The sequence below is a fragment of the Stenotrophomonas sp. C-A genome, from assembly GCF_054030835.1.
The window spans coordinates 4,233,178-4,254,481 of the sequence record NZ_CM132916.1; the positions used below are offsets into that span (position 1 = coordinate 4,233,178).

The window sequence follows — 21,304 nt, forward strand, 5'->3', positions numbered from 1 at the left end:
TCAGATGATGCGCAGGGTAATCGCCTTCAGTACTGCACGGGTGCGATCGCGGGTGCCCAGCTTGTCGAGTATGGCCGACACGTAGTTCTTCACCGTGCCTTCGGCCAGGAACAGGCTGCGCGCGATCTCTTTGTTGCTGTATCCCCCGGCCAGCAGGCGCAGGATCGCCACTTCGCGTTCCCCGAAGGTATCGGTGGGCGGTGCTTCGTCGTGGAAGCGGTAACGGGCGCGCACCGGCTCGGTGCTGACCGGCAACAGCAGGGTTTCACCCGCGGCGACGCGCTCGATCGCTTCACGCAGGTCTGCGGGCACGGCGTCCTTGAGCAGGAAGCCTTGTGCGCCGGCCTCGCTGGCACGCAGCAGCAGATCACTTTCATCGAAGGTGGTCAGCAGCAGCCACGGCGTGGCATCGCCGCGCGCGCGCAGCTGGCGCAGTGCCTCGATGCCGTCCATCCCGGGCATGCGGATGTCACTGAGCACTACATCCACGCGCTGGGCGGCCAACGCGTCCAGCAGCGTCTGGCCCTCTTCGGCCTCCAGCACCACGTCTACCCCCAGGCCCTGCAGCAGCGCACGCAGACCCGCACGCACCAGCGCCTGGTCATCGGCCAGGGCAACGCGGATCGCGGCGCCACTCATGCCGGCAACCATGCGGTCAAGTGCATGCCGCCCTGCGCGGTTCGCGCCAGCTCCAAACGCCCCTGTACGGCCGCCAGGCGCTCGCGCATGCCGGCGATGCCATTGCCCTCGCGGATGCGTTCAGCGCGCTGGCCGTCATCGCGGATATCGATACGCAACTGGGAATCCTCTTCACTGATCGTCAGCCACACGGTGTCTGCATTGCCGTGGCGGGCGGCGTTGGTCAGGGCTTCCTGCACCAGCCGCAGCACGGTCTCGGCCATCAACGGGTCAGCCACGCGCACCCCGTCGCCGATCTGCAGCTGCAGCTTCGGTCGTGGGAAGGGTGCGGCCAGCGCATGCAGTGCGGTGGCCAGATCGAGGCCGCGATCATCGCGCATCGATTGCACCACCTGGCGGATGTCGGCCAGCAACTCGCCAGACAACCGTTCCGCCAGCACCAGTCCCTCGCGACCGGCCAGCGCAGGGTCAGCGGCCAGGGCGCGCAGGTTGAGCCGCATCGCGGTGAGCTTGTGCCCAGCCACATCGTGCAGCTCGCGCGCCAGGCGCAGGCGCTCGGCATCGCGTGCGCTGTCGGCCAGCAGCGCGCGGGTAGCCAGCAGGTCAGCGTTGACCCGGGCCAGGTCATCGCGGGCCAGCGCCGTGCTGCGGGCATAGTGGGCGGTCAGTGCGGCGAAGGCCTGGAAGCCGCCATAGAGCAGCACCACCAGCAGCGGCTGGCTGAAGCCGCTGTGGCGCAGCGCGGCATACACCGCCAGGTTGGCCAGCAGCGCAACGCCCAGCACGAAGCGCGGCGGCCAGTGCTCGGCCAGCTGTGCGACCAGCACCACCAGCAGCACCGGAGCAGTACCAGTACGCGGCTGCAGCGCAACCAGCGCAACCGCCAGCAGCGCCTGCAACACCGCAGCGACGGCGCGCACGCGGGATGGCATCGACGCCCAGCCGTGCACCACGAACAGCAACAGGAACACGGCAAGCAGCAGCAGGCTCAGCCCGGCACCGTTGCGCTGTACAGCGAACGACAGGCCCACCGCCAGCACGGTGACCAGGCCGGCAAGGCTGAGGGGACGCAACAGATGGCGGAACAGGCTGGGCATGGCCAGATGCTGACCGGCGCGCACGCCGGCGGCAATGGGTCCGCCGCAGAAAGTGACTTCTGGCACGTCGAATCGATGACCACTGGCCCTGAACCCCGTGCACCGCCCCACGCAGACTGGCGCCACATCGCCACACACACTTCCGGAGCCACTGCCATGATCCGCACCGCCCTGCTCAGCACCGCCCTGACTGCACTGGCCCTGGCCGCCAGTGCCCACGCCGCCGACCTGGCCGTGACCGTGCACGACGTCCGCGTGCAGACCGGCACCCTGCGCGTTGCGCTGGTCGACAGCGCTGCCGCCTGGGACGGCAAGGCCAAGCCCGTGCAGGCCCAGCAGGCGGCGCCCAGCGGCGACAGCGCCCACTTCACGTTCAAGCGTATACCGGCCGGCAACTACGCCGTGCTGCTCACCCACGACGAGAACGACAACGGCAAGCTCGACACCAACCTGGTCGGCATGCCGGTGGAAGGCTACGGCTTCAGCAACAACCCGCAGGTGATGCGCAAGCCGACCTTCGACGAGGCGCGCGTCGACGTGCCGGCCGCTGGCACCGCCATCGACATCACCCTGCGCTGATTCCGCATCCAGACCCGAGGCCACCATGGACCGTCGCCGCTTCCTTCGTACCCTGCTCAGCAGCAGTGCCTGCCTGGCCCTGGGCGCCACTGCGCTGCGCAGCGCTCCCGCCTTCGCCGGCGACCCGGCGCGGTTCGCGCAGGGCATGCAGGAACACCCATGGCTGCTCGGCTGGCGCAGCGTCGGCAGCGAAAGCCTCGGCCCGGCCACCGTGCAGCTGCACGGAAAGCTGCCGTCAGGCCTGGCCGGTACGCTGTACCGCAATGGCCCGGCGTGGACCGAGCGCGATGGCTTCCGCTACGACCACTGGTTCGACGGCGACGGCATGGTGCATGGCTGGCGCTTCAATGGTGATGGCAGCCTGACCCATCACGGGCGCATGGTCGCCACGCCGAAATTCACCCGTGAACAGAAGGCCGGCCGCTTCCAGTATCCGGCTGCCGGCACCAGCGTTCCCGGTGCGCTGGCGGTACGCAACAACGATGATGCCAACGTGGCCAACACCTCGGTGACGTTGATCAATGGCCGCCTGTTCGCGCTGTGCGAATCCGGTTCTGCGTTCGAAGTGGACCCCGATTCGCTGCAGACACTTGGTCCTGTCACCTGGCGTCCGGACCTCGCCGCACTACCATTCTCGGCGCACCCGCTGACCGACCGCGACGGCAGCCTCTGGAACTTCGGCTCGATCAGCCTGATGGGGGGCCATGGCCTGCTGGTCTGGCACATCGGTGCGGACGGCCAGCTGCGCAGCGCCAATGTGATCGAAACACCCGAGCATGGCTACCTGCATGCCTTCGCAATGACCGACCAGCACCTGGTGTTCGTGATGATGCCGTTCGATTTCACCGGCGCAGGTGGCAGCTTCTTCGAGCGCATGCAGTTCGCACCGCAGCGTCCTGTGCGTATCGCGGTGGTCGCCAAGGATGCACCGGACAAGGCGCAATGGTTCGAGGCGCCGTTCGCGGCGATCTATCACTTCGGCGACGCGTTCACCCGCGATGGCGGCATCGTGCTGCGCGCAGTACGCCATGACGACATCAACGAGGCGCGCTCGCCGATGAAGGAAGCGATGGCCGGTGACGGTGCACATGCGGCCAACAGTGGCGCCAGCCTGGTCGAGCTGCATCTGGACGTGCGTCGTGGACAGGCCCGCTGGGAGACGTTGGGCATCGGCGCGGTGGAGTTCCCGTTGTTCGACCCGCGCTCGACGAACACACGTGGCGCACGGCTGTATGCGCCGACCATCGACGGCCCGGCCACCGCACCGTACTTCAACGCCGTGGCTGCGTTCGACATCGATCGCGGGCGCCGCCAGCGGTGGAACTACGGGCCGGACATCATGGCCGAAGAGCATGTGTTCGTACCGCGCCCCGGCAGCCGAGAAGCTGATGATGGCTGGCTGATCGGCACCCTGCTTGACCCGGTCAACAAGCGCAGTGGCCTGGCGGTGCTGGATGCGCGCCATGTGGATGACGGCCCGCTGGCACAGGCCTGGCTGCCGTATGCGGTGCCACTGGGCTTCCACGGCACCTTCGCCGCGCGCGGCTGATTCCACGCCACGCGGACACCGTTGTTGGCATGCTGGGGCTCCCCTGCCCCGTGGAGTCCTGCATGTCCTTGGCCGACCATCGAAGTACGCTGGCACCGCACGGTTTCCTGCGCGTGGCGATCAACCTGGGCAACCCGGTGCTGGCACAGGGCGATGCGCGCTCACCGCGCGGCCCCTCGCTGGAACTGGCTACCGCATTGGCGCAACGGATGGGGGTGCAGGCACGCTTCACCTGCCACGATGCCGCAGCCTCGGTGGTCGCCGCAGCGGGCGAAGACGGCTGGGACCTGGCTTTCCTGGCCATCGATCCGGCACGCACCGACCGCATCGCCTTCAGTGCCCCGTACGTGGAGATCGAAGGCACCTATCTGGTTCGAGAGGACAGCCCTGCGCAGCAGGTGGCCGACCTCGACCGCGAAGGGCTGCGCATCGCGGTGGGGCGTGGCGCGGCCTATGACCTGTTCCTGAGCCGTGAACTGCGCAACGCCACGATCGAGCGGGCGGAGACCTCGGCGGCGGCCATCACCCTGTTCGATCAGCAGCGTCTGGATGCCGCCGCCGGCGTGCGCCAGCCGCTGGTGGCCTGGGCACAGGCGCATCCCGGCCATCGCGTGCTGGCCGACCGTTTCACCGCGATCCAGCAGGCCGTGGCGGCGCCGGCCTCACGCCCCGCCGACGCGCTGCGGGCGCTGTTCGACGAGGTAGAGGCGATCAAGACCGGCCCCTTGCTGGGCGAAGCGTTCGCCCGTGCCGGGCAGGCGGTCACGCTGGTGCGGTGACTGTAGAGTCGAGCCATGCTCGACTGCTTCTTCGAAAGACCAGTCGAGCATGGCTCGACTCTACAGATGCGAGATCGAGCACCGCGCGACGCTACAGATGCGCGTCTGCCATGTGCCGCACGTGCTCGGCGGCCTGCGCATGCAGCCAGTCGCGGAACGCGAGGAAGCCACGATGGCTGGCCGAGCGCTGCGGGTACACCAGCCAATGCGGCCAGTCGGTCTTCAGGCGCTGGCTGGACAGTGCGACCAGCTGGCCCGAATCCAGCAGCAGCCGCGCCCGCGTCACCCGCCCGAGGGCCACGCCCACGCCATCCAGAGCGGCGCGATGGTGCGCCTCCGAATCATCCAGCACCGCCACGAAGCGCGACGGTGGCCTCTGCCCGCTCAACGCGAACCAGGCGCCCCATGCCCCGTCCGGATCACCCAGCAGCGGCCACTGGGTCAACGGCACGCGGTCGACGCCTCCCATGCGTTCGATCAGCGCCGGGCTGGCCATTGGCAGCAGCCACTCGTCGAACAGCGGCTCCACCACCAGGCCCGGCCACTGCCCGCTGCCCAGCCGCAGCGCGGCGTCGAACTGGCGCTGCCGCTCGAAATCAATCAGGCGTTCACTCGACTGCAGGTTGATCTCGATCTGCGGGTGCGCGGCGACGAAATGCCCCAACCGCGGCACTAACCAGGCCGAAGCCATCGACGGCACCGCGCTGATCGTCAGCACGTGCTCGGCGCGCGCGGCATAGGGTTGGAAGGCTTCGTTGATCGCATCCAGATGCGGACCCACCTGATCGAGCAGGCGCTGGCCCTCAAGGGTGAGGGTGACGCCACGCGGTTGGCGGATCAGCAACGGCTGCCCGAGCCGTTCTTCCAGCTGCCGCATCTGGTGGCTGAGCGCGCTGACGGTCAGGTTCATCGACGCCGCCGCGCGCGACAGGTTGCCGAGCCGGGCGGCGGCCACGAAGCCTTGCAGGGCATGGAGCGGTGGGCGGGACATCAGGCTTGAATTCCTCTCAAGACACGCTCGCGGAAATGTCGCTTTTTGCCCGTCCATGCTGCCCGTATCGTGCAATCCACTCAAGTGGAGGCACGCTCATGAACATCTTCGGCGGCTTGTTGTTCCTGCACGGCCATGTGGCCAGCACCGAGCTGGCACGCCAGCTGGCCAGCCCTTCCACACCTGCCCCGCAGTGCGGGCAGCAACCGGCTGCGCCAGTTCAGCCGCCGAGAACCCGTTGAACGCTCCTCACCCTGCATACCAGCGTTGGACGTGTTCAGGCAGCCACGGGATCGGATCGATATCCAATGCCCGACAACCGTCGAGGGCGTCACGCAGCGCGCGCTCGCCGGGGCCACTGGGCAGCCGCAGGCCTTCCTCCTCCGGAAGTTGCACCGCAGCCCAGTCGTGCAACTGGTCCATGTGCAGGCACAGGGCGGCCCGCAGCCACGCCTTCAGTGGATAGCAGCGATAGCCTTGTTCGCCCAACGCGATAATTGCACGCGACAAGGCCTGGTTGGCACCACGTACCCATTCGGTGCGACCTCCAGCCTTGTCCTGGACCGTCATCGGCGCCGGCGCGCGGTGCGCCTTGAACGGCGAACGCAGCTGCAGCTCCAGATCTCGCGCATCGCGCTCGCTTTCCGCTTCCACCAGTGCACCGGCGTCGAGGTCGAAGAACTCGAACCAACGCCGGTGCAATGCGCTGATGCGTCCGAGCGGATCACGTGAGAAACCGATCTTCGCGTAGTCTTCCCACGCACAGGGGAAGACGTAGGCGAAGACACGACCGTCGATGCGGATATCCGACTGCATGTGCGCAGGCTGCCTCGACAACAGCCCGGGTGCAACCGGGCGTTACCGTGGACGCTGCAGCGCCTCCTGCACCGCCGCAGCCACGTCGGTGTTGTCGATGTAACTGCCGTCGTTCCAGCGCACGTGCTGACGGTAGCCGGCATCAACACCGCGCACGCGCTGGCCCAGCAGCTCCGACCCCGCACCCTTGGCCCACAACGGCACCAGTGCATTGGAATGGTTGCCGGTGGGACGGAAACTGATCCCGGGCATGCGGCCGCGGCCGTTGTTGCGCACCGGCGCGAAGGCGACGTTCTGCGCATCCGGGCCCATCGGCATGCTGTTGTCGTGGTCGGTGGTGACGATCAGCAGGTTGCGCTCCCAGCCACCGTTGCGCTCGATCCAGTCGACCACCGCCGTCACCGCGTCATTGAACTCCACGGTCTCTTCGATCAGCCGGCCGTACTGCGGCTGATCGCTGCACTGGCCGTAATGCCATTCGGTGCCGCAGGCGCTGGTATGCGCGGCCCAGTCGGTGGCGCCGCCTTCCACCATCAGGAACAGCCCCTTGGACGAGCGCTGCTGCAGGAACTGCAGCGCGCCGCGGGTCATGATCGCCAGATCGGGCACGCTGTCGATCTTTCTCACTCCCGAAGGCGTGGCTGCATCCTTGCCCAGCACCTGCAGGCGGCGCGCCTGCTGCAGTGTGTTGGCCACGCGCGGCACGCCGATCAGCGGCCGGTCGGCCGGCAGCCGTCCCTGCGCCAGTGCGGTGAACGCTTCTTTGCTGCGGATCAGGCGCCACGGTCCCGCCGGGTTGCCGGCAATGGTGCTGCCCGCTTCCAGCTGCTGCCAATCCTGCTGCGACACCCACTCCCATGGATTCGCGCAGCCCTCTGCCTTTGCGGCGTCCGTGCCTTCGTTGCAGGCGCGGCCGTCGACGCTGTAGCCTGGGCCTCCGGTGCCCATGACCAGATCCAGGTGGCCCTGCGCCAGCATCTGGTGCGCAATGGCGTGATAGCTGTTGCGCGATTCGTTCTGCGCCGCGAATGCTGCGGGTGTGGCGTGCGCGAACGGTACCGAAGTCACTACACCGGTCGCCATGCCCAGGCGCTTGGCGCGCAGGGTATTGAACTCGACCGGCTGGCCATCGTTGCTGTAGTTGATGGCGTTGTTGTAGGTCTTGATGCCCGATGACAACGCGGTGCCCGCCGCCGCACTGTCGGTAGCCACCGCGGCCAGGTACTGGTAGCCGGTAAACGGCAGGTCCTGCGCGGGAACCGGCGTGTCATCCCAGGCCTTGCCCGGGTCGTAGCCAAGCGTCTGTACGTTGTCGCGGGTCGGCTGGCTGCTGGCGTTCAACGGGAAGGTGGTTACCGCCAGGCGCAGCGGGAAATCCGCATAGGGTGCGCCTTCGCGGCTGCCGTACTGCCAGTAGGCCGCTGCGTCCCAGGTACCCCAGCCGGCACCGTCGTTGATCATCACGATCACATTGAGCGGACCGGCTTCGGCGGAGGAAACAGCCTCGGTGCGCAGATTGGGCTGGCAGCCGCCAAGTGCGGCCGCCGCGAGCAGCAACGAAGAATGAAGCCAGCGGCGTGGAATGCGTGCAGTCATCGGATGTCCCGTCGGGCCATCGGCGGCCCACATTGACGATACGTTATATCGTTGCAATATTTCAGCTTCGTGCAGCCGCCGCACACTATCCTCCAGAGCCCCACTGCCATCGTCGTTTCCATGCCGTCTCCTGCTCCTGCGCGTGCACCGCTGTCGTCCATCACCCTCGATGCGGCAACCTTCGCAGTGATTCACCAGCACAACGCGGACATCGCCAGGCAACCGGCCTCGCTGACCAAGCTGATGACCGCCTACGCGGCTTACGAATGTGTCGAGGAGCGCGGGCGCTCGTGGGGCGACGAAGTCACCATCGCCGCCGACGACGTGCATGCGGTCGCCGACGATGAAACGCGCATGGGCCTGGTACCCGGCGAAACGGTCACCCTCGCGCGCCTGCTGGAAGGCTTGATGATCGTCTCCGGCAATGACGCGGCGCTGGCGGTCGCGCGCCACCTGGACGGATCGCAGCCTGCGTTCCTGGAGCGCATGAACCGGCACGCACGCCAGCTCGGCCTGCGCAGCACCTGGTTCGCCAGCGTCTCCGGCATCACCACGCCGCACCATGCGTCCAGCGCGCGCGACATGGCGGTGCTGGCCGCGTGCCTGTTGAACGATCATCCGCAGATCCTGGCGGTCACCGCGCAGCGCGCGTTCGCGCACGGCAGCTTCAGCCGCAACAACCAGAACGCCCTGCTTGGCGATGACGGCGTGGATGGTTTGAAGACCGGCTACACCCAGGCCGCAGGCTTCTGCCTGGCCGCTACCGCCTTCCAGCCGGTGCAGGGGCGTGCGCATCCGGTTCGGCTGATCACGGTGGTGCTGGGCTCCGACAGCCGCGACGCACGCGATGCCCTTGTGCGCGAGCGGCTGGCCGCCGGGTTCGCGGCGCTGGCCGACAGCACCGCCGACGCCTGAGCGGCTCAGCGACGCTTGACCGTCGCCACGATCAGCCGCTGCAGCTCGGCCTCGGCGTCGGTCTTGTCCAGCGCGCCCGCGGCCACACCCTCGGACAGGGTTTCAGCTGCACCCAGGATCGCCCAGCGTCCCGCCAGCGGCACCGAGCCGTCGCTGGCGAACGGGCCCAGCCAGGCGTCGCAGTTGTCGATGAAGTCCTGCTGGTAACGCCGCCGCACCTCGTGCAGTTCAGGCGCGCCCACCAGCGCGGCGAGGATGCCCTGCACTTCACTGCCCTGGCTGAGGATGCAGTCGATGTAGCCGGAGGCGATGGCTGCCGCACGGTCGGCCAGCTGCGCCCGGGCGCGGCCGATACGCTCGTGGAAGACCACCGTCTGCCGCCCGTCATAGTCATCGTAGAGCGCGGCCAGCAGGCCGTTGCGGGTCACGAAGTGATCGTAGGCCACCGGCTTGGTCACGCCCGCCGCCTCGGCCAGCCGTCCCAGCGTCAACGCGTCGGTGCCTTCTTCGCCAACCAGCGCCCAGGCCACATCCAGCAACTGGCGGGCGCGTTGCTCGCGGGTCAATCGGCGGCGCGTGGGAGCGGCGTTGGCAGGCATCGGCGGAACAGGGTGATCAACTCATCGGAGTACCGATTTTACGGCCGATTTCCACGGCGGTCTGCAGATGCGCCTGCGCGGCACCGCTGTCGGCGTCGAGCAGCAGTTCGGACGACAGCACGCGCGCGCCACAGTAGTCGAAGATGCCCATGTCGATCTGGGTCTTCATCGCCGTGCCATAGCCGCGCCGTTCGATCATTTCCGCGCCCGCACCGCCAACGCCGACCAGATGCACGCGCAGGCGCTGCAGCTTCTTCTGCACCTTGCCATCGGCGCCGTCCTGGTACGCCCAGCCCTGGGTGAACACGCGATCGATCCATCCCTTCAGCAAGGCAGGGAACGACCACCAGTACAGCGGGTAGACCAGCACCAGCGTATCGATGGCATCCAGCCGCGCATGCTCGGCCGCCACATCGGACGGAACCGGGCCGGTCCCGCGGAACAGAGCTTGGTCCTCGCGGCTGAAGCGCGGATCGAAGCCTTCGGCGACGAGGTCTGCGTGGGTTACGGTGTTGCCGGCGGTGGCCCGGATGGCGTCGCCGATGCGCTGGGCGATGGCATGGGTGAGCGATCCGATTTCCGGGTGGGTGGTGACGATGAGACTGTGCATGGGTGAATCTCCAGGAATCATTACCTACCAATGGTAAGTAATGATTCCCGGATCACCAGCGCCACCGATGGGACGCTGTTTTTGCGTTCACCGTATAGTGCGCCGCATCCCGTGGAGGTCCCCGACGATGCACCGACGCCTGCTTGCTCCCCTGCTGTTCCTGCTGTTCCTGCTGCTGGCCACGATGGCGCCGACGGCCGTGGCCGGCGAGCTCACCCCATCCGAATCGGCCGCCCTGCGCCAGGACGTGCAGGGGATGCTGGCCGCGTTCGCGCGCGGCGATGCCGAGCTGATCATCGCCCGCACGCATCCCAGCCTGAAACGCCTGGCCGGCGGTGATGAGGTATACGCCCGATCAACCCGCGACACGGTCAAGGCGCTGCACGAGGCCGGCGTCACCATCATCAGCGACGAAGCTGGGGTACCGACCCGTACCTATGCCGCCGGCGACGAGGAGGTCTGCTTCGTCCCGCGCTACTCGTTGCTGCGCGTACGTGAATCCCCGATCCGCAGCACCTCGTTCATGGTCGCCGTGCGCCGCGTCGGCGCCGCGCAATGGAGCTATCTGGATGGCGCCGGGTTGCTAGACAACCCTGAGCTGCTCTGGCAACTGCTGCCAGCGCTGGAGCCTGGCGTGACGCTGCCCAAGGGTGGAGTGGAAACGCTGTAGCGCGATTGCTGGGCGTCGGTACGCTCCGGCGCATCCATCTACGCATGGCATGGATCTACCGGCTGTCCGTTAGCGGAACAACGCGTTCAACGCGGCCCCGGAAGCCGCATGCTGCAGCCCATCGAAACGCCCCTCCTGCACGATCGGCTGTGTGGCCTGTATCAGCCCACCCCATGCCGCACGCGCAAGCGCACCGCCCAGGCTGACCCGGCGAACGCCAAGTGCTGCGATGTCCTGCAGGCTCAGCGGTGTCGGTCCACCAACCAGCAGGTTCACCGGTTTTGACCCTGCAGCGGCAACCACCGCGCTGATCTGCTCGCGCGTGCTGATGCCAGGCGCATACAGCACATCGGCACCGGCCTCGGCATAGGCCCGCAGGCGCTGCAGGGTGTCCTGCAGATCCGGCACGCCGACGAAGAAGTTCTCCGCACGCCCGACCAGCAGCACGTCACCGCCTGCGCGGTCGATGGCTGCACGGGCAGCGCGCAGGCGCTCGACCGCCTGGTCGATCGAACGCAGCGGTGCATCGGCGACGCCGCTGGCATCCTCGATCGACAAAGCCGCGATGCCGGTGTCGATCGCTGCAGCCACCGCCTCCTCCACCGCCTGCGGCGTGACGCCGAAACCATCACCGAAGTCGGCATTCAACGGCAACGGGGTCGCCGCCGCCATCAGGCGCAGATGCGCCAGCGTGGCCGGCAACGAAACCGCGCCATCCGGCCGCCCTTCGCTCCAGGCGCAGCCGGCACTGGTGGTGGCCAACGCCAGGAAGCCTTGCCGCTGCAGGTAGCGCGCACTGCCCACGTCCCACGGGTTGGGCAGCACGAAACACCCCTGCGCGTGCAGTTGGCGGAAAGACGCGCGCTTGTGCTGTGTGTCGGCATCGGGCGAGGTCATGGCAGGGCTCCGGGGCGGCAGACCTGCACCCTAGCCCGCGGTGCGGTCGCGCTCAATGGCATCGAAGCCGGCCATGCATGAAGTGATGCCCCCTGCTTATTGGACGCCACCGGCGGCCCTGCCCGAGCGTACGTGGTTGTCCACACCAGTGCCGCCACGGAGCCCTTCATGCCGCCTGACCCGCAGCCCCTCATCGACGCCGGCGATGATGACGCCCACTGGGCCGACCTGCTCTCGCCGGCACGGCGCCGCCTGATCGCTTCGGCGGGTCTGGCCGCCGGCGGCCTGGCCAGTGCGTCGACCGGCACCGCAGCACCGCGCGGCAACGACGCGGTGAACACCACCGAGCCTGGCCGCTCCGGCTTCCGTGCCATCGTGCCGCCAGCGCCGGAAGGGCGCAGCCCCTGGGGCCAGGCCACGGCCAGCGAACCGACCCCGCGCCCGGCCAGCGTGCGTCCCGGCGAGGCCACGCTACCCGCGACCCCACGCGCCTACACCGACATCAAGAGCTATCACGCGCATATCTACTTCGACGAGGACAGCTTCGAGAAGGCTGCGCTGCTGCGGCGCTGGGCGGCCGAGCGCTTCCCGGTGGAGCTGGGCAACTGGAACCTGGAGCCACGCGGACCACACGTCACCCCGTCGTTCTATTTCGGCTTCACCAACGACCTGCTGCCGGTACTGGTGCCCTGGCTGCAGCTCAACAGCCTGGGACTGACCATCCTGATCCACCCCAACACCGGCGATGGCCGCGCCGACCACCTGTATTACGCGTTGTGGGTGAACCGCGCGCAGCCGGTGAACGCCTACAACTGGCCGGCGCCGAAGCCGGGGGAACGGGAGCCGCTGGAGGAGGTGTTCCCGAACGTGGTGCCGACGGTGCCGCTGGAGACCTGACCCGCCTTTCCGGTGGGTGCGTGGCTTGCTGCGCACCTTGGGCTGCCCTTCGGTGGGTGCGTAGCTTGCTGCGCACCTTGAGCCCCCTCCGGTGGGTGCGTAGCTTGCTGCGCACCGAACTTCCTTCTTCCACGCGTGGCGCGGCTCCCCCGACAAGGCTCTTGCCGCCATCGTCGCCCTACGTGCACGCATCCCCCGCCCGCACGGCGTTCAGCGCGCCTTGATCCGCCGCCCCGCATAGGGCCGCAAGCGCTTCGGCAGATTTCAAACAATCGATTGAAACACAGCAAACTTCGCCGAACTGGACAGCATCCGCCGGTTCCGCCAGACTGCCGCCCTTTCCCGTCTTCCGGATCCCATGGCGAAGCTGCTGGTCCTGCACGGCCCCAACCTCAACCTGCTCGGCACCCGCGAGCCGGAGGTCTACGGCCACACCACGCTGGCCGACATCGACCAGGCGCTGGCGGCCCAGGCCTCGGCCGCCGGGCACGCGATGGAGAGCCTGCAGTCCAATGCCGAGCACGTACTGGTGGACCGCGTGCAGGCCGCGCGCGACGACGGAACCGCTTTCATCCTGATCAACCCCGCCGCCTTCACCCATACCTCGGTGGCCCTGCGCGATGCGCTGGCGGCGGTGGCGGTGCCGTTCATCGAGATCCACCTGTCCAATCCGCATACCCGCGAACCGTTCCGCCAGCACAGCTACTTCAGTGACAAGGCCGTGGGCGTGGTCTGCGGCTTCGGCGCCGACAGCTACCGCTACGCGATGGACGCGGCGCTGCTGCGCGTGCAGGCGGCCCGCGCGTGAACGTGCTGCCGCGCGTGCTTGCCGGCGTTCTGGCGTGGGCCGGTCTCTGCGGCGCGGCCACGGCGTTCGACCGCAAGGACGAAGGCATCGACTGCGCACGTCCGACCACCACGATGGAGAGCGACCTGTGCGCCTCGGACGTAGCCGCAGCCGCTGATGTCGAACTCAATGCGGTGTATGCACAAGCCCGGCGCCAGCTGCGCACACCCGCCAACGGCGGCACCTGCAGCTATTGCGGCGATGCCGAGCAGCAGCTGGTCCTGGCCCAGCGTGCCTGGATGCAGCTGCGCGACCACGACTGCAACGCCGTCTATGCCCTCAATTCCGATGGCACGGCGCGCAACGGCGCACAGATGCGCTGCCTGATCACCCTCGCGCGCGACCGCACACGGCAGCTGCGCGAGTTCTACGAACTGCTTTGACCCGAGCGCGATGCGCTTCCCACCACACTGACATCAAGAGCAAAGAGGCCACCATGGATCTCCGCAAAATCAAGAAGCTGATCGACCTGCTGGAAGAGTCGAACCTGGCTGAAATCGAAATCAAGGAAGGCGAAGAGTCGGTGCGCCTGTCGCGCGCCCCGGTGGCCGGCTATGCCGCCCCGGTCGCCGCCCCGGTGTATGCCGCTCCGGCCGCCCCGGCGCCGCAGGCGATGCCGATGCAGTCGCCGACTGAAGCGTCCACCGGCGGCACCGCCAAGCCGGGCCCGGCGCTGCCGGAAGGCCACGTGCTGCGCTCGCCGATGGTCGGCACCTTCTACGCGTCGTCCGCCCCGGACAAGCCGGCCTTCGTCAGCGTTGGCCAGCAGGTCAAGGAAGGCGAGACTCTGGCCATCATCGAAGCGATGAAGATGTTCAACCCGATCGAAGCCGACAAGTCCGGCACCATCGTCGCCATCCTCGGCGAGAACGGCCAGCCGGTGGAATTCGACCAGCCGTTGTTCGTGATCGGCTGAGGGGCACGCCATGCTCGACAAAGTCGTCATCGCCAACCGAGGGGAAATCGCGCTGCGCATCCTGCGCGCGTGCCACACCCTCGGCATCCGCACGGTGGCCGTGCACTCCACGGTCGACCGCAACCTCAAGCACGTGGCCATGGCCGACGAGTCGGTCTGCATCGGCCCGGCGCCGTCGCCGCAGAGCTACCTCAACATCCCGGCACTGATCGCTGCGGCGGAAGTCACCGACGCCCAGGCCATCCACCCGGGCTACGGTTTCCTGTCGGAGAACGCCGACTTCGCCGAACGCGTGGAAGAGTCCGGCTTCATTTTCATCGGCCCCAAGGCCGACACCATCCGCATGATGGGTGACAAGGTCGAAGCCATCCGCGCGATGAAGTCCGCCGGCGTGCCGTGCGTGCCCGGCTCGGGCGGCCCGCTGGGCGAGGACATCGTCGCCAACACCAAGATCGCCCGTGAGATCGGCTACCCGGTCATCATCAAGGCAGCCGGTGGCGGCGGTGGCCGCGGCATGCGCGTGGTGCACGCCGAAGCCTCGCTGAAGACCTCGATCGAAACCACCAAGAGCGAGGCCAAGGCCGCGTTCGGCAATGGCGAGGTCTACATGGAGAAGTTCCTGGAGAATCCGCGCCACGTGGAGATCCAGGTGCTGGCCGACGGCCAGGGCAACGCCATCCACCTGGGTGAGCGCGACTGCTCGATGCAGCGCCGCCACCAGAAGGTGGTGGAAGAAGCGCCGGCGCCGGGCATCACCGCCGAGCAGCGCGAGCAGATCGGCAAGGTGTGCACCGAAGCCTGCGTGCGTATCGGCTACCGTGGCGCCGGCACGTTCGAGTTCCTGTACGAGGACGGCCGCTTCTACTTCATCGAAATGAACACCCGCATCCAGGTGGAGCATCCGGTCACCGAAATGGTCACCGGCATCGACCTGGTGGCCGAGCAGCTGAAGATCGCCGCCGGCCAGAAGCTGTCGATCAAGCAGAGTGACGTGGTGCTGACCGGCCATGCCATCGAATGCCGCATCAACGCCGAAGATGCAGAAACCTTCGTGCCGAGCCCGGGCACCATCACCGGCTTCCATCCGCCGGGCGGCCCCGGCGTGCGCGTGGACACCCACATCTACAGTGGCTACCGCGTGCCGTCGAACTACGACTCGATGATCGGCAAGCTGATCGTGCACGGCCCGGACCGCGAAACCGCCATTGCCCGCATGCGCGTGGCACTGAGCGAAATGGTGGTCGATGGCATCAAGACCAACGTCGCCCTGCAGCAGCGGATCATGCGCGACAAGGGGTTCCAGGCCGGTGGCCAGAACATCCACTACCTGGAAAAGCGCTTGGCCGAACGCAAGAACAAGCCGATCGCGCTGACCTGATCGGCGGCCGGTGCTGGACATGAAAAGGGCGGGGATATCCCCGCCCTTTTCTGTTGCTGTAGAGCCGAGCCCACGCTCGGCTTGCTGGAAAAGCAGCCGAGCGTGGGCTCGGCTCTACAGCAGGCGCATCAGCGCTTGTCGGCCGCTTCGGCTGGAATCTGCGAGTTCGCCAGCGGACGCACGCCATTGGGCGAGGTCGGGTCGACGATCACCATGGTCTCGGTCGAACCATCCGGCCACACCACCTGGAAGGTGCTGCCCGCCGGCAGCGACGCGAACGGCATGCCGCTCTGCGCGCGATAGACCGCGGCCACCTGGCTGGCACCGGCACGGCGCACGTCTTCCTGCGCCTTTACCGTGGTCAGTTCCACCTTCGACAGATGCCGGTAGCGATCTTCATAGGTATCGATCATCAACAGGCCAACCGCGCCGGCCGAGTAGGCCACGAACAGGGCCACCCAGAACCAGAACTTGGCCCCGTGCAGGAATCGGCGGTAGTTCATTGCTCGTTCCTCTTTCCAACCAATCGCTTGATCCATTCCTTCATCTTCCCAGCGCCCTGCCGCGATACCGCAGCGTCATACACGAAATCCCGGAAATCCTGCGTACCATCCTGCGAACAGATCCCTCCGTTCGCACAAAAACTGTTGACCAGCACACTGTCTGCCCCACACGGTAGACCGAGTTCGCAGGCCGCAAGCCGCCATGCGAGTTCACTGAGCTGCTCGCCCGCCACCAGCCCGTTGAGCGCACGGTCACCCGAGGCGCGCACGCCCATGCCCGGTGCGATCGCCATGAAGGCCTCCGGATCGCGCGAGGTGCGCACCCGTTCAACCAGGTCACGGCGGTACTCGGGGCTGTCCTGCAGCGGCTCTCCCTCGGCGAACAACGCAGCCTCTGCAGCCAGATTGCCTTGTGCGGCCGCCTTGCGACGTTCGGACAGCACCAAGGCCGTGCCCAGCTTGTCGCCCGGCACGAAACCACCACAACGCTGCGCGACGCGTTCGCGCGCCTGCACCATCGCCGGCGCGGCGGTCAGGCCCAGCCCGGCCAGCACGTTGTTGTCCAGGCGGTAGCCACCCGGATCGACCGCGTACTGCGCGCAATAGTCATAGACACGGCTGAGCATCCAGCGCGCCTCGTGGTTGCCTTCGTCCGCCTGCACACGCAACCGCTGTGCATAGGCATACAGGTCGGTGGCGTCTTCAATGTCGGCGCGTAGATCCAGGGGCAGCCCGGACGGCAATGCATTGCCACGCTCGAAGGGCGCCAGGCGGCGCGCAAGCGCCTCCGGCATCACCGGCAGCGGCGCCGCGCTGTCAGTGACCGCCACCCTGCCCGCCAGATCCGCCGAGGCCAGCGAAGACGTCGCAGCATGGCCGCTGGCCCGATAACCGGCCACGCCCAGCACGGCCACGGCCGGCAGTACGAGCAACCAGGTTTTCAGGGTCGGAGCGAAGGCCATCGGCGGCGGTAGCGATGCGGCGGACAGGAAAGCACGAAGTTTAGCAAGGCCCGACGGGCCTGTCTGAACGGGCTTCGTTCATCTCGGAGCGGCATCTCAGGCAATACGGAGACGCCCCGATGGTCTAGCATGGCCCCCTTTCCCGCGATTGCCCCCACCACCATGCCGTTCCTGGAACTGACCCTGCGCTGCACTGAAGCCACCCAGCCCCGCTATGAAAACGCGCTGGAGGACGTTGGTGCACTGGCCGTGACCCTGCTCGATGCCGAGGCCGATACCAGCAACGAACAGGCCATTCTCGAACCGGGCGTGGGCGAGACCCCGCTGTGGGACACGCTGGTGCTGAGCGCGCTGTTCCCCGCCGACAGCAACGCGCTGTTGCTGCTGGCCGCACTGGAATCCTTCGATCCGGAACTGGACTGGAGCAGCGGCAGCTTCCGCGCGGTCGAGGATGAAGACTGGGAACGCGCCTGGATCGACCAGTTCCAGCCGATGGATTTCGGCAGCCGCACCTGGATCGTGCCGTGGAACCATGAACTGCCCGATGCCGCACAGGCCGCCGATGCCGCCGTGGTGCGGCTGGACCCGGGCCTGGCGTTCGGTTCGGGCACCCACCCGACCACCGCACTGTGCCTGCGCTGGCTGGACCAGTTGGCAGTCGATGGCCTGCTGCAGGGCCAGCGCGTGCTCGACTTCGGTTGCGGCTCGGGCATCCTCGCACTGGCCGCGCTGAAGCTGGGCGCCGCTGAAGCCATCGGCGTGGACAACGATCCGCAGGCCCTGGTCGCCACCGCCGACAATGCCGAACGCAACGGCGAACAGGCCCGCATGCACGTGTACCTGCCGCAGGACGAACCGGTCGCGACCTATCCGATCGTGGTCGCCAACATCCTCGCCTCGGCGCTGGATGCGCTGGCCGAACTGCTGGCCGCGCGCGTCGCTGCCGGTGGCCGCATCGCCCTGTCCGGCATCCTGCATGGCCAGGAAGGTGAACTGCTGCAGCGCTATGCGGCCTGGTTCGACAATCTGCAGGCCACCCAGGATGGCGACTGGATGCGCATCACCGGCGTGCGCCGCGCCTGATCGTGGTTGAATGACCGCTGGATCCGAGCCCGCGCCCTGAGCATGTCCGAGCCGAACCCACCGCGCCGTCCCCTGGCCACCTTCCTGCGCACCGCGCCGGAAGGTGAGCCCGCGCCTGCGACCGATGCGCGCACGCACGACGAAGCCGGGCACACAGCACCTGTGGAGCAGATGCCCGTCGAGCCCATCGACCTGGCCCCCCCCTCGGCGACAGGGATGCGGCACGACGATGACGTTGTCATCGTTGATGAAGCAGCGGCCATCGAACCGGCGCCGCTCGCGGTGCAGGCAGCAGCGGCCGCCAGTGATGCCCCCAGCTTCCTGGGCAGCACGCGCGCACGCACGCTGCCAGCACCCCGTTGGCACTGGCTGCTGGTCGGAGGGCTGGCATTGCTGCTGCTACTGCAGAGCGTGCTGGCCGACCGCGCGCGGCTGGCCGCCGACGCCGGCAACCGCGCGTGGCTGGGCACGCTGTGCGGCGTACTGCACTGCAGCCTGCCGGCCTGGCACGAACCCACCGCCTTCACCATGACCAGCCGCGAGATCCGGCCGCTGCCCGGGCAGGCCGGCGTGCTGCAGGTGCAGGCCAGCATCCGTAACGACGCACGTTGGGCACAGGCGTGGCCAGACCTGCGCCTGTCACTGTCCGATGCCGATGGCCGGGTGATCGGCAGCGGCGTGTTCACGCCCACGCAGTACCTGGGTGAGAACCCCGGCACAGCCCTGCTGGAACCGAGCCAGAGCGCGCGCGTCGCGTTCCGGGTACAGGAGCCTGCTGCATCCACCGTCGCATTCACCTTCGACTTCCTCTGACCGGGGTGAGGCGACCAGCCGTGGCAGGCCGGGCACGCTCGCGCTAGACTGGCCGCCACCACCTCGTCCGGCCGCGCGCTCCGCGCGCACGGGCCAACCGAATCGGGAACCCCCTTGAACGCTGTCCTTTCTCGTCCTGACAACAGTCGTGGCGCTCCCCGGCCACCGCTGCGTGAACACGTCGCCCAGTCCGTGCGCCGCTACCTGCGTGACCTTGATGGCTGCGATGCGGACGATGTCTACGAGATCGTGCTGCGCGAGATGGAGATCCCGCTGTTCGTGGAAGTGCTCAACCACTGCGAAGGCAACCAGAGCCGCGCCGCGGCGATGCTGGGCATCCACCGTGCCACCCTGCGCAAGAAGCTGAAGGAATACGGCATCAGCGCCTGAGCGCACCGATGTGTAGAGTCGAGCCATGCTCGACTGCTCCTGCGCCGGGCTACCCGTGAAAGGCAGTCGAGCATGGCTCGACGCTACAGAAGCGGGTCAATGCCGTTCCAGTAGAGCCACGCCATGCGTGGATGGATGCCCGGCGGAATCAGCCACCCCCGCCCGCCTTCCAGTAGTACCGCACCACATGGAAGAACACGGGCGCGGCGAAACACACCGAATCCAGCCGGTCGAGCATGCCACCATGGCCCTCGATCATGTGGCCCCAATCCTTGATGCCACGATCACGCTTGATCGCCGACATCACCAGGCCGCCCCAGAACCCCATCAGGTTGATCAGCAGCGACAGGCCGAACGCCTGCAGCGGCGTGAACGGGGTGGCCCACCACAGCGCCGCACCCAGCGCGCTGGCACTCAGCACGCCGCCCACGAAGCCCTCCACTGTTTTCGACGGCGACAGCTTCGGTGCAATCAGATGCCTGCCCAGCAGCTTGCCCCAGATGTACTGCAGCACGTCCGAGGACTGCACCACGATCACCAGGAAGGCGAACAGCAGCACGTTGCGCGACGGATCATGGCCGGGCACGTGCAGGTTCAGCAGCAGCGGCACATGCGAGATGCAGAACACGCAGATCATCAGCCCCCATTGCACCTTCGCGGTCCGCTCCAGGTAGTGCGTGGTATCGCCACCGATGGTCGACAGGATCGGCAGGAACAGGAACGCATAGACCGGAATCAGCAGCGTGTACATGCCGTACCAGTCGATCCACACCAGGTAGTACTGCCACGGCAGGACGACGTAGAACGCGGCCAGCAGCGCGTAGTAGTCGCCCGAGCGGGTCGGCGCCAGGGTGATGAACTCGCGCAGCGCGAACAGCGAGATGATCGCGAACAGCACGATCACCCCGGCACGGCCGAAGAACAACGCCAGCCCGACCACGATGGCCATCACCCACCAGGCGCGGATGCGCGAGACCAGGTTGGCGATGACCGCACTGGGCTGTCCGCGCTGGCGCCAGCGCAGGGTCTCGGCCACCAGCGTGGCCAGCACCAGCACCGCGCCGACACCGGCGAACAGCAGGCCGGTCTGCTGGCCGACACTCTGCGTTGCCAGATCGCCAGATACATCCAACACGAAACTCATGCACGACCTCCATTCGGCGCCAGGTCCAGCAGCGCCTGCCGGCTGCGGGCCAGGAAGGCGGCCTTGTCCTCGTCGGCCTGCAGTCGCAGCGGCGTACCGAAGGTAGCCGTGCACAACAAGGGCAGCGGCAGGAACCGGCCCTTCGGCATCACCCGCTTCAGGTTGTCGATCCACACCGGCACGAATTCCAGCTCCGGCCGTTGCCGGGCCAGATGGTAGATGCCGCTCTTGAACGGCAGCAACGGCTCATCGCACACGTTGCGCGTGCCTTCCGGAAACAGGATCAGCGAGCAGTCTTCGTCCACCGCGTCACGCAGGGCCTGCAGCGGATCCTGCTGGCGATGACCGGCCTCGCGCTCGACCAGCACGCCGTTGAACACCGCATCGATCAGGTAGCGACGCAGCCCATCGCGCTGCCAGTACTCGGCAGCAGCAACCGGGCGCACCTGCCGCCGCAATGCCGGTGGCATCGACGACCAGATCAGCACGAAGTCACCATGGCTGGCATGGTTGCCGTAATACACGCGTCGCTCGCTGGACGGCGCGCAACCGATCCACAGCGCGCGGGCGCCAGTCACCACATGGATCGCACCACTGCAGGCGCGGGCAATCAGTTCGGCGAACATTGGTCCCT

Annotated in this window: 26 protein-coding genes; 14 read left to right on the forward strand and 12 right to left on the reverse strand. The window is 67.5% G+C overall.

Annotated features, from left to right (window positions below):
* Together ACW5IY_RS19660 and ACW5IY_RS19665 are read right to left on the reverse strand one after the other, a co-directional pair.
* A complete protein-coding gene (locus ACW5IY_RS19660; RefSeq protein ID WP_152906247.1) occupies positions 1–639 on the reverse strand; it encodes a response regulator transcription factor in 639 nt (212 codons plus the stop codon).
* The gene (locus tag ACW5IY_RS19665; protein WP_049436857.1) at positions 636–1,736 is read right to left on the reverse strand and encodes a sensor histidine kinase; all 1,101 of its coding nucleotides are present in this window, start codon (positions 1,734–1,736) and stop codon (positions 636–638) included. Before ACW5IY_RS19665 ends, ACW5IY_RS19660 begins: the two co-directional genes overlap by 4 nt.
* A gap of 156 nt (positions 1,737–1,892) precedes the next feature.
* On the opposite strand from ACW5IY_RS19665, the gene ACW5IY_RS19670 reads away from it, so the two are divergent.
* The 3 genes from ACW5IY_RS19670 (at position 1,893) to ACW5IY_RS19680 (ending at position 4,643) form a co-directional block, all read left to right on the forward strand.
* Entirely contained in the window at positions 1,893–2,315 is a 423-nt protein-coding gene (locus ACW5IY_RS19670; protein ID WP_049436952.1) for a DUF2141 domain-containing protein, read from the forward strand.
* A gap of 25 nt (positions 2,316–2,340) precedes the next feature.
* Positions 2,341–3,864, forward strand: a complete 1,524-nt coding sequence (locus tag ACW5IY_RS19675; RefSeq protein ID WP_049436856.1) for a carotenoid oxygenase family protein — start codon at positions 2,341–2,343, stop codon at positions 3,862–3,864.
* Between the two features lie 62 nt (positions 3,865–3,926).
* A complete protein-coding gene (locus ACW5IY_RS19680; RefSeq protein ID WP_049436855.1) occupies positions 3,927–4,643 on the forward strand; it encodes an ABC transporter substrate-binding protein in 717 nt (238 codons plus the stop codon).
* A gap of 91 nt (positions 4,644–4,734) precedes the next feature.
* Here ACW5IY_RS19680 and ACW5IY_RS19685 read toward each other — a convergent pair whose 3' ends face one another.
* Positions 4,735–5,634: a LysR substrate-binding domain-containing protein gene (locus ACW5IY_RS19685; RefSeq protein WP_043397447.1), complete on the reverse strand. Its 900-nt coding sequence runs from the start codon at positions 5,632–5,634 to the stop codon at positions 4,735–4,737.
* Positions 5,635–5,732: 98 nt separating this feature from the next.
* Here ACW5IY_RS19685 and ACW5IY_RS19690 point away from each other — a divergent pair, with 98 nt between their 5' ends.
* Positions 5,733–5,876: a hypothetical protein gene (locus ACW5IY_RS19690; protein ID WP_197638516.1), complete on the forward strand. Its 144-nt coding sequence runs from the start codon at positions 5,733–5,735 to the stop codon at positions 5,874–5,876.
* Between the two features lie 7 nt (positions 5,877–5,883).
* Here ACW5IY_RS19690 and ACW5IY_RS19695 read toward each other — a convergent pair whose 3' ends face one another.
* Both ACW5IY_RS19695 and ACW5IY_RS19700 read right to left on the reverse strand, forming a co-directional pair.
* Complete coding sequence (locus tag ACW5IY_RS19695) at positions 5,884–6,450, reverse strand: GIY-YIG nuclease family protein (protein WP_049436854.1); 567 nt, start codon at positions 6,448–6,450, stop codon at positions 5,884–5,886.
* A 42-nt stretch (positions 6,451–6,492) separates the two neighbouring features.
* Positions 6,493–8,046, reverse strand: coding sequence for an alkaline phosphatase (locus tag ACW5IY_RS19700; RefSeq protein WP_457326851.1), 1,554 nt, complete (start codon positions 8,044–8,046; stop codon positions 6,493–6,495).
* A 120-nt stretch (positions 8,047–8,166) separates the two neighbouring features.
* Between ACW5IY_RS19700 and ACW5IY_RS19705 the strand changes: the two genes are divergently transcribed.
* Positions 8,167–8,961 carry a serine hydrolase gene (locus ACW5IY_RS19705; RefSeq protein WP_049436853.1) on the forward strand — a complete coding sequence of 265 codons (795 nt, stop codon included), beginning with the start codon at positions 8,167–8,169 and terminating at the stop codon, positions 8,959–8,961.
* Positions 8,962–8,966: 5 nt separating this feature from the next.
* On the opposite strand, the gene ACW5IY_RS19710 is transcribed toward ACW5IY_RS19705, so the two are convergent.
* Together ACW5IY_RS19710 and ACW5IY_RS19715 are read right to left on the reverse strand one after the other, a co-directional pair.
* Positions 8,967–9,560, reverse strand: coding sequence for a TetR/AcrR family transcriptional regulator (locus ACW5IY_RS19710; protein WP_029379726.1), 594 nt, complete (start codon positions 9,558–9,560; stop codon positions 8,967–8,969).
* A gap of 16 nt (positions 9,561–9,576) precedes the next feature.
* On the reverse strand, positions 9,577–10,170 hold the full coding sequence (locus ACW5IY_RS19715) for an NAD(P)H-dependent oxidoreductase (protein ID WP_043397432.1): 594 nt from the start codon (positions 10,168–10,170) through the stop codon (positions 9,577–9,579).
* A gap of 127 nt (positions 10,171–10,297) precedes the next feature.
* Here ACW5IY_RS19715 and ACW5IY_RS19720 point away from each other — a divergent pair, with 127 nt between their 5' ends.
* Positions 10,298–10,840, forward strand: coding sequence for a hypothetical protein (locus ACW5IY_RS19720; protein ID WP_043397429.1), 543 nt, complete (start codon positions 10,298–10,300; stop codon positions 10,838–10,840).
* A 69-nt stretch (positions 10,841–10,909) separates the two neighbouring features.
* Here the strand turns inward: ACW5IY_RS19720 and ACW5IY_RS19725 are convergent, their stop codons facing one another.
* Positions 10,910–11,737, reverse strand: coding sequence for an isocitrate lyase/PEP mutase family protein (locus tag ACW5IY_RS19725; protein WP_049436852.1), 828 nt, complete (start codon positions 11,735–11,737; stop codon positions 10,910–10,912).
* A gap of 168 nt (positions 11,738–11,905) precedes the next feature.
* On the opposite strand from ACW5IY_RS19725, the gene ACW5IY_RS19730 reads away from it, so the two are divergent.
* The 5 genes from ACW5IY_RS19730 to accC all read left to right on the forward strand — a co-directional run bounded on the left by ACW5IY_RS19730 (position 11,906) and on the right by accC (position 15,775).
* Positions 11,906–12,634, forward strand: a complete 729-nt coding sequence (locus ACW5IY_RS19730) for a DOPA 4,5-dioxygenase family protein (RefSeq protein ID WP_049436851.1) — start codon at positions 11,906–11,908, stop codon at positions 12,632–12,634.
* A 358-nt stretch (positions 12,635–12,992) separates the two neighbouring features.
* The gene (gene aroQ / locus ACW5IY_RS19735) at positions 12,993–13,442 is read left to right on the forward strand and encodes a type II 3-dehydroquinate dehydratase (RefSeq protein WP_010481082.1); all 450 of its coding nucleotides are present in this window, start codon (positions 12,993–12,995) and stop codon (positions 13,440–13,442) included.
* Positions 13,439–13,864 (forward strand): lysozyme inhibitor LprI family protein, encoded by a 426-nt coding sequence (locus ACW5IY_RS19740; RefSeq protein ID WP_043397420.1) that lies wholly within the window; start codon positions 13,439–13,441, stop codon positions 13,862–13,864. The genes aroQ and ACW5IY_RS19740 overlap by 4 nt, the downstream gene beginning before the upstream one ends.
* A 53-nt stretch (positions 13,865–13,917) precedes the next feature.
* Positions 13,918–14,397 carry an acetyl-CoA carboxylase biotin carboxyl carrier protein gene (gene accB, locus ACW5IY_RS19745; RefSeq protein ID WP_032129560.1) on the forward strand — a complete coding sequence of 160 codons (480 nt, stop codon included), beginning with the start codon at positions 13,918–13,920 and terminating at the stop codon, positions 14,395–14,397.
* A 10-nt stretch (positions 14,398–14,407) separates the two neighbouring features.
* Complete coding sequence (gene accC, locus ACW5IY_RS19750) at positions 14,408–15,775, forward strand: acetyl-CoA carboxylase biotin carboxylase subunit (RefSeq protein WP_032129559.1); 1,368 nt, start codon at positions 14,408–14,410, stop codon at positions 15,773–15,775.
* Between the two features lie 128 nt (positions 15,776–15,903).
* On the opposite strand, the gene ACW5IY_RS19755 is transcribed toward accC, so the two are convergent.
* Together ACW5IY_RS19755 and ACW5IY_RS19760 are read right to left on the reverse strand one after the other, a co-directional pair.
* Positions 15,904–16,278 carry a hypothetical protein gene (locus ACW5IY_RS19755; RefSeq protein WP_010481078.1) on the reverse strand — a complete coding sequence of 125 codons (375 nt, stop codon included), beginning with the start codon at positions 16,276–16,278 and terminating at the stop codon, positions 15,904–15,906.
* On the reverse strand, positions 16,275–17,240 hold the full coding sequence (locus tag ACW5IY_RS19760; protein WP_043397415.1) for a hypothetical protein: 966 nt from the start codon (positions 17,238–17,240) through the stop codon (positions 16,275–16,277). The genes ACW5IY_RS19755 and ACW5IY_RS19760 overlap by 4 nt, the downstream gene beginning before the upstream one ends.
* A gap of 162 nt (positions 17,241–17,402) precedes the next feature.
* On the opposite strand from ACW5IY_RS19760, the gene prmA reads away from it, so the two are divergent.
* The 3 genes from prmA to fis all read left to right on the forward strand — a co-directional run bounded on the left by prmA (position 17,403) and on the right by fis (position 19,526).
* Positions 17,403–18,323 (forward strand): 50S ribosomal protein L11 methyltransferase, encoded by a 921-nt coding sequence (gene prmA / locus ACW5IY_RS19765; protein ID WP_049436950.1) that lies wholly within the window; start codon positions 17,403–17,405, stop codon positions 18,321–18,323.
* A gap of 42 nt (positions 18,324–18,365) precedes the next feature.
* On the forward strand, positions 18,366–19,136 hold the full coding sequence (locus ACW5IY_RS19770; RefSeq protein WP_049436850.1) for a DUF3426 domain-containing protein: 771 nt from the start codon (positions 18,366–18,368) through the stop codon (positions 19,134–19,136).
* A gap of 114 nt (positions 19,137–19,250) precedes the next feature.
* Positions 19,251–19,526 carry a DNA-binding transcriptional regulator Fis gene (gene fis / locus ACW5IY_RS19775; RefSeq protein WP_005419706.1) on the forward strand — a complete coding sequence of 92 codons (276 nt, stop codon included), beginning with the start codon at positions 19,251–19,253 and terminating at the stop codon, positions 19,524–19,526.
* 148 nt (positions 19,527–19,674) lie between these two features.
* Here fis and ACW5IY_RS19780 read toward each other — a convergent pair whose 3' ends face one another.
* Together ACW5IY_RS19780 and ACW5IY_RS19785 are read right to left on the reverse strand one after the other, a co-directional pair.
* A complete protein-coding gene (locus ACW5IY_RS19780; protein ID WP_049436849.1) occupies positions 19,675–20,670 on the reverse strand; it encodes a phosphatidate cytidylyltransferase in 996 nt (331 codons plus the stop codon).
* Positions 20,667–21,296 carry a lysophospholipid acyltransferase family protein gene (locus ACW5IY_RS19785; protein ID WP_049436848.1) on the reverse strand — a complete coding sequence of 210 codons (630 nt, stop codon included), beginning with the start codon at positions 21,294–21,296 and terminating at the stop codon, positions 20,667–20,669. Before ACW5IY_RS19785 ends, ACW5IY_RS19780 begins: the two co-directional genes overlap by 4 nt.
* Positions 21,297–21,304: the final 8 nt, after the last annotated feature.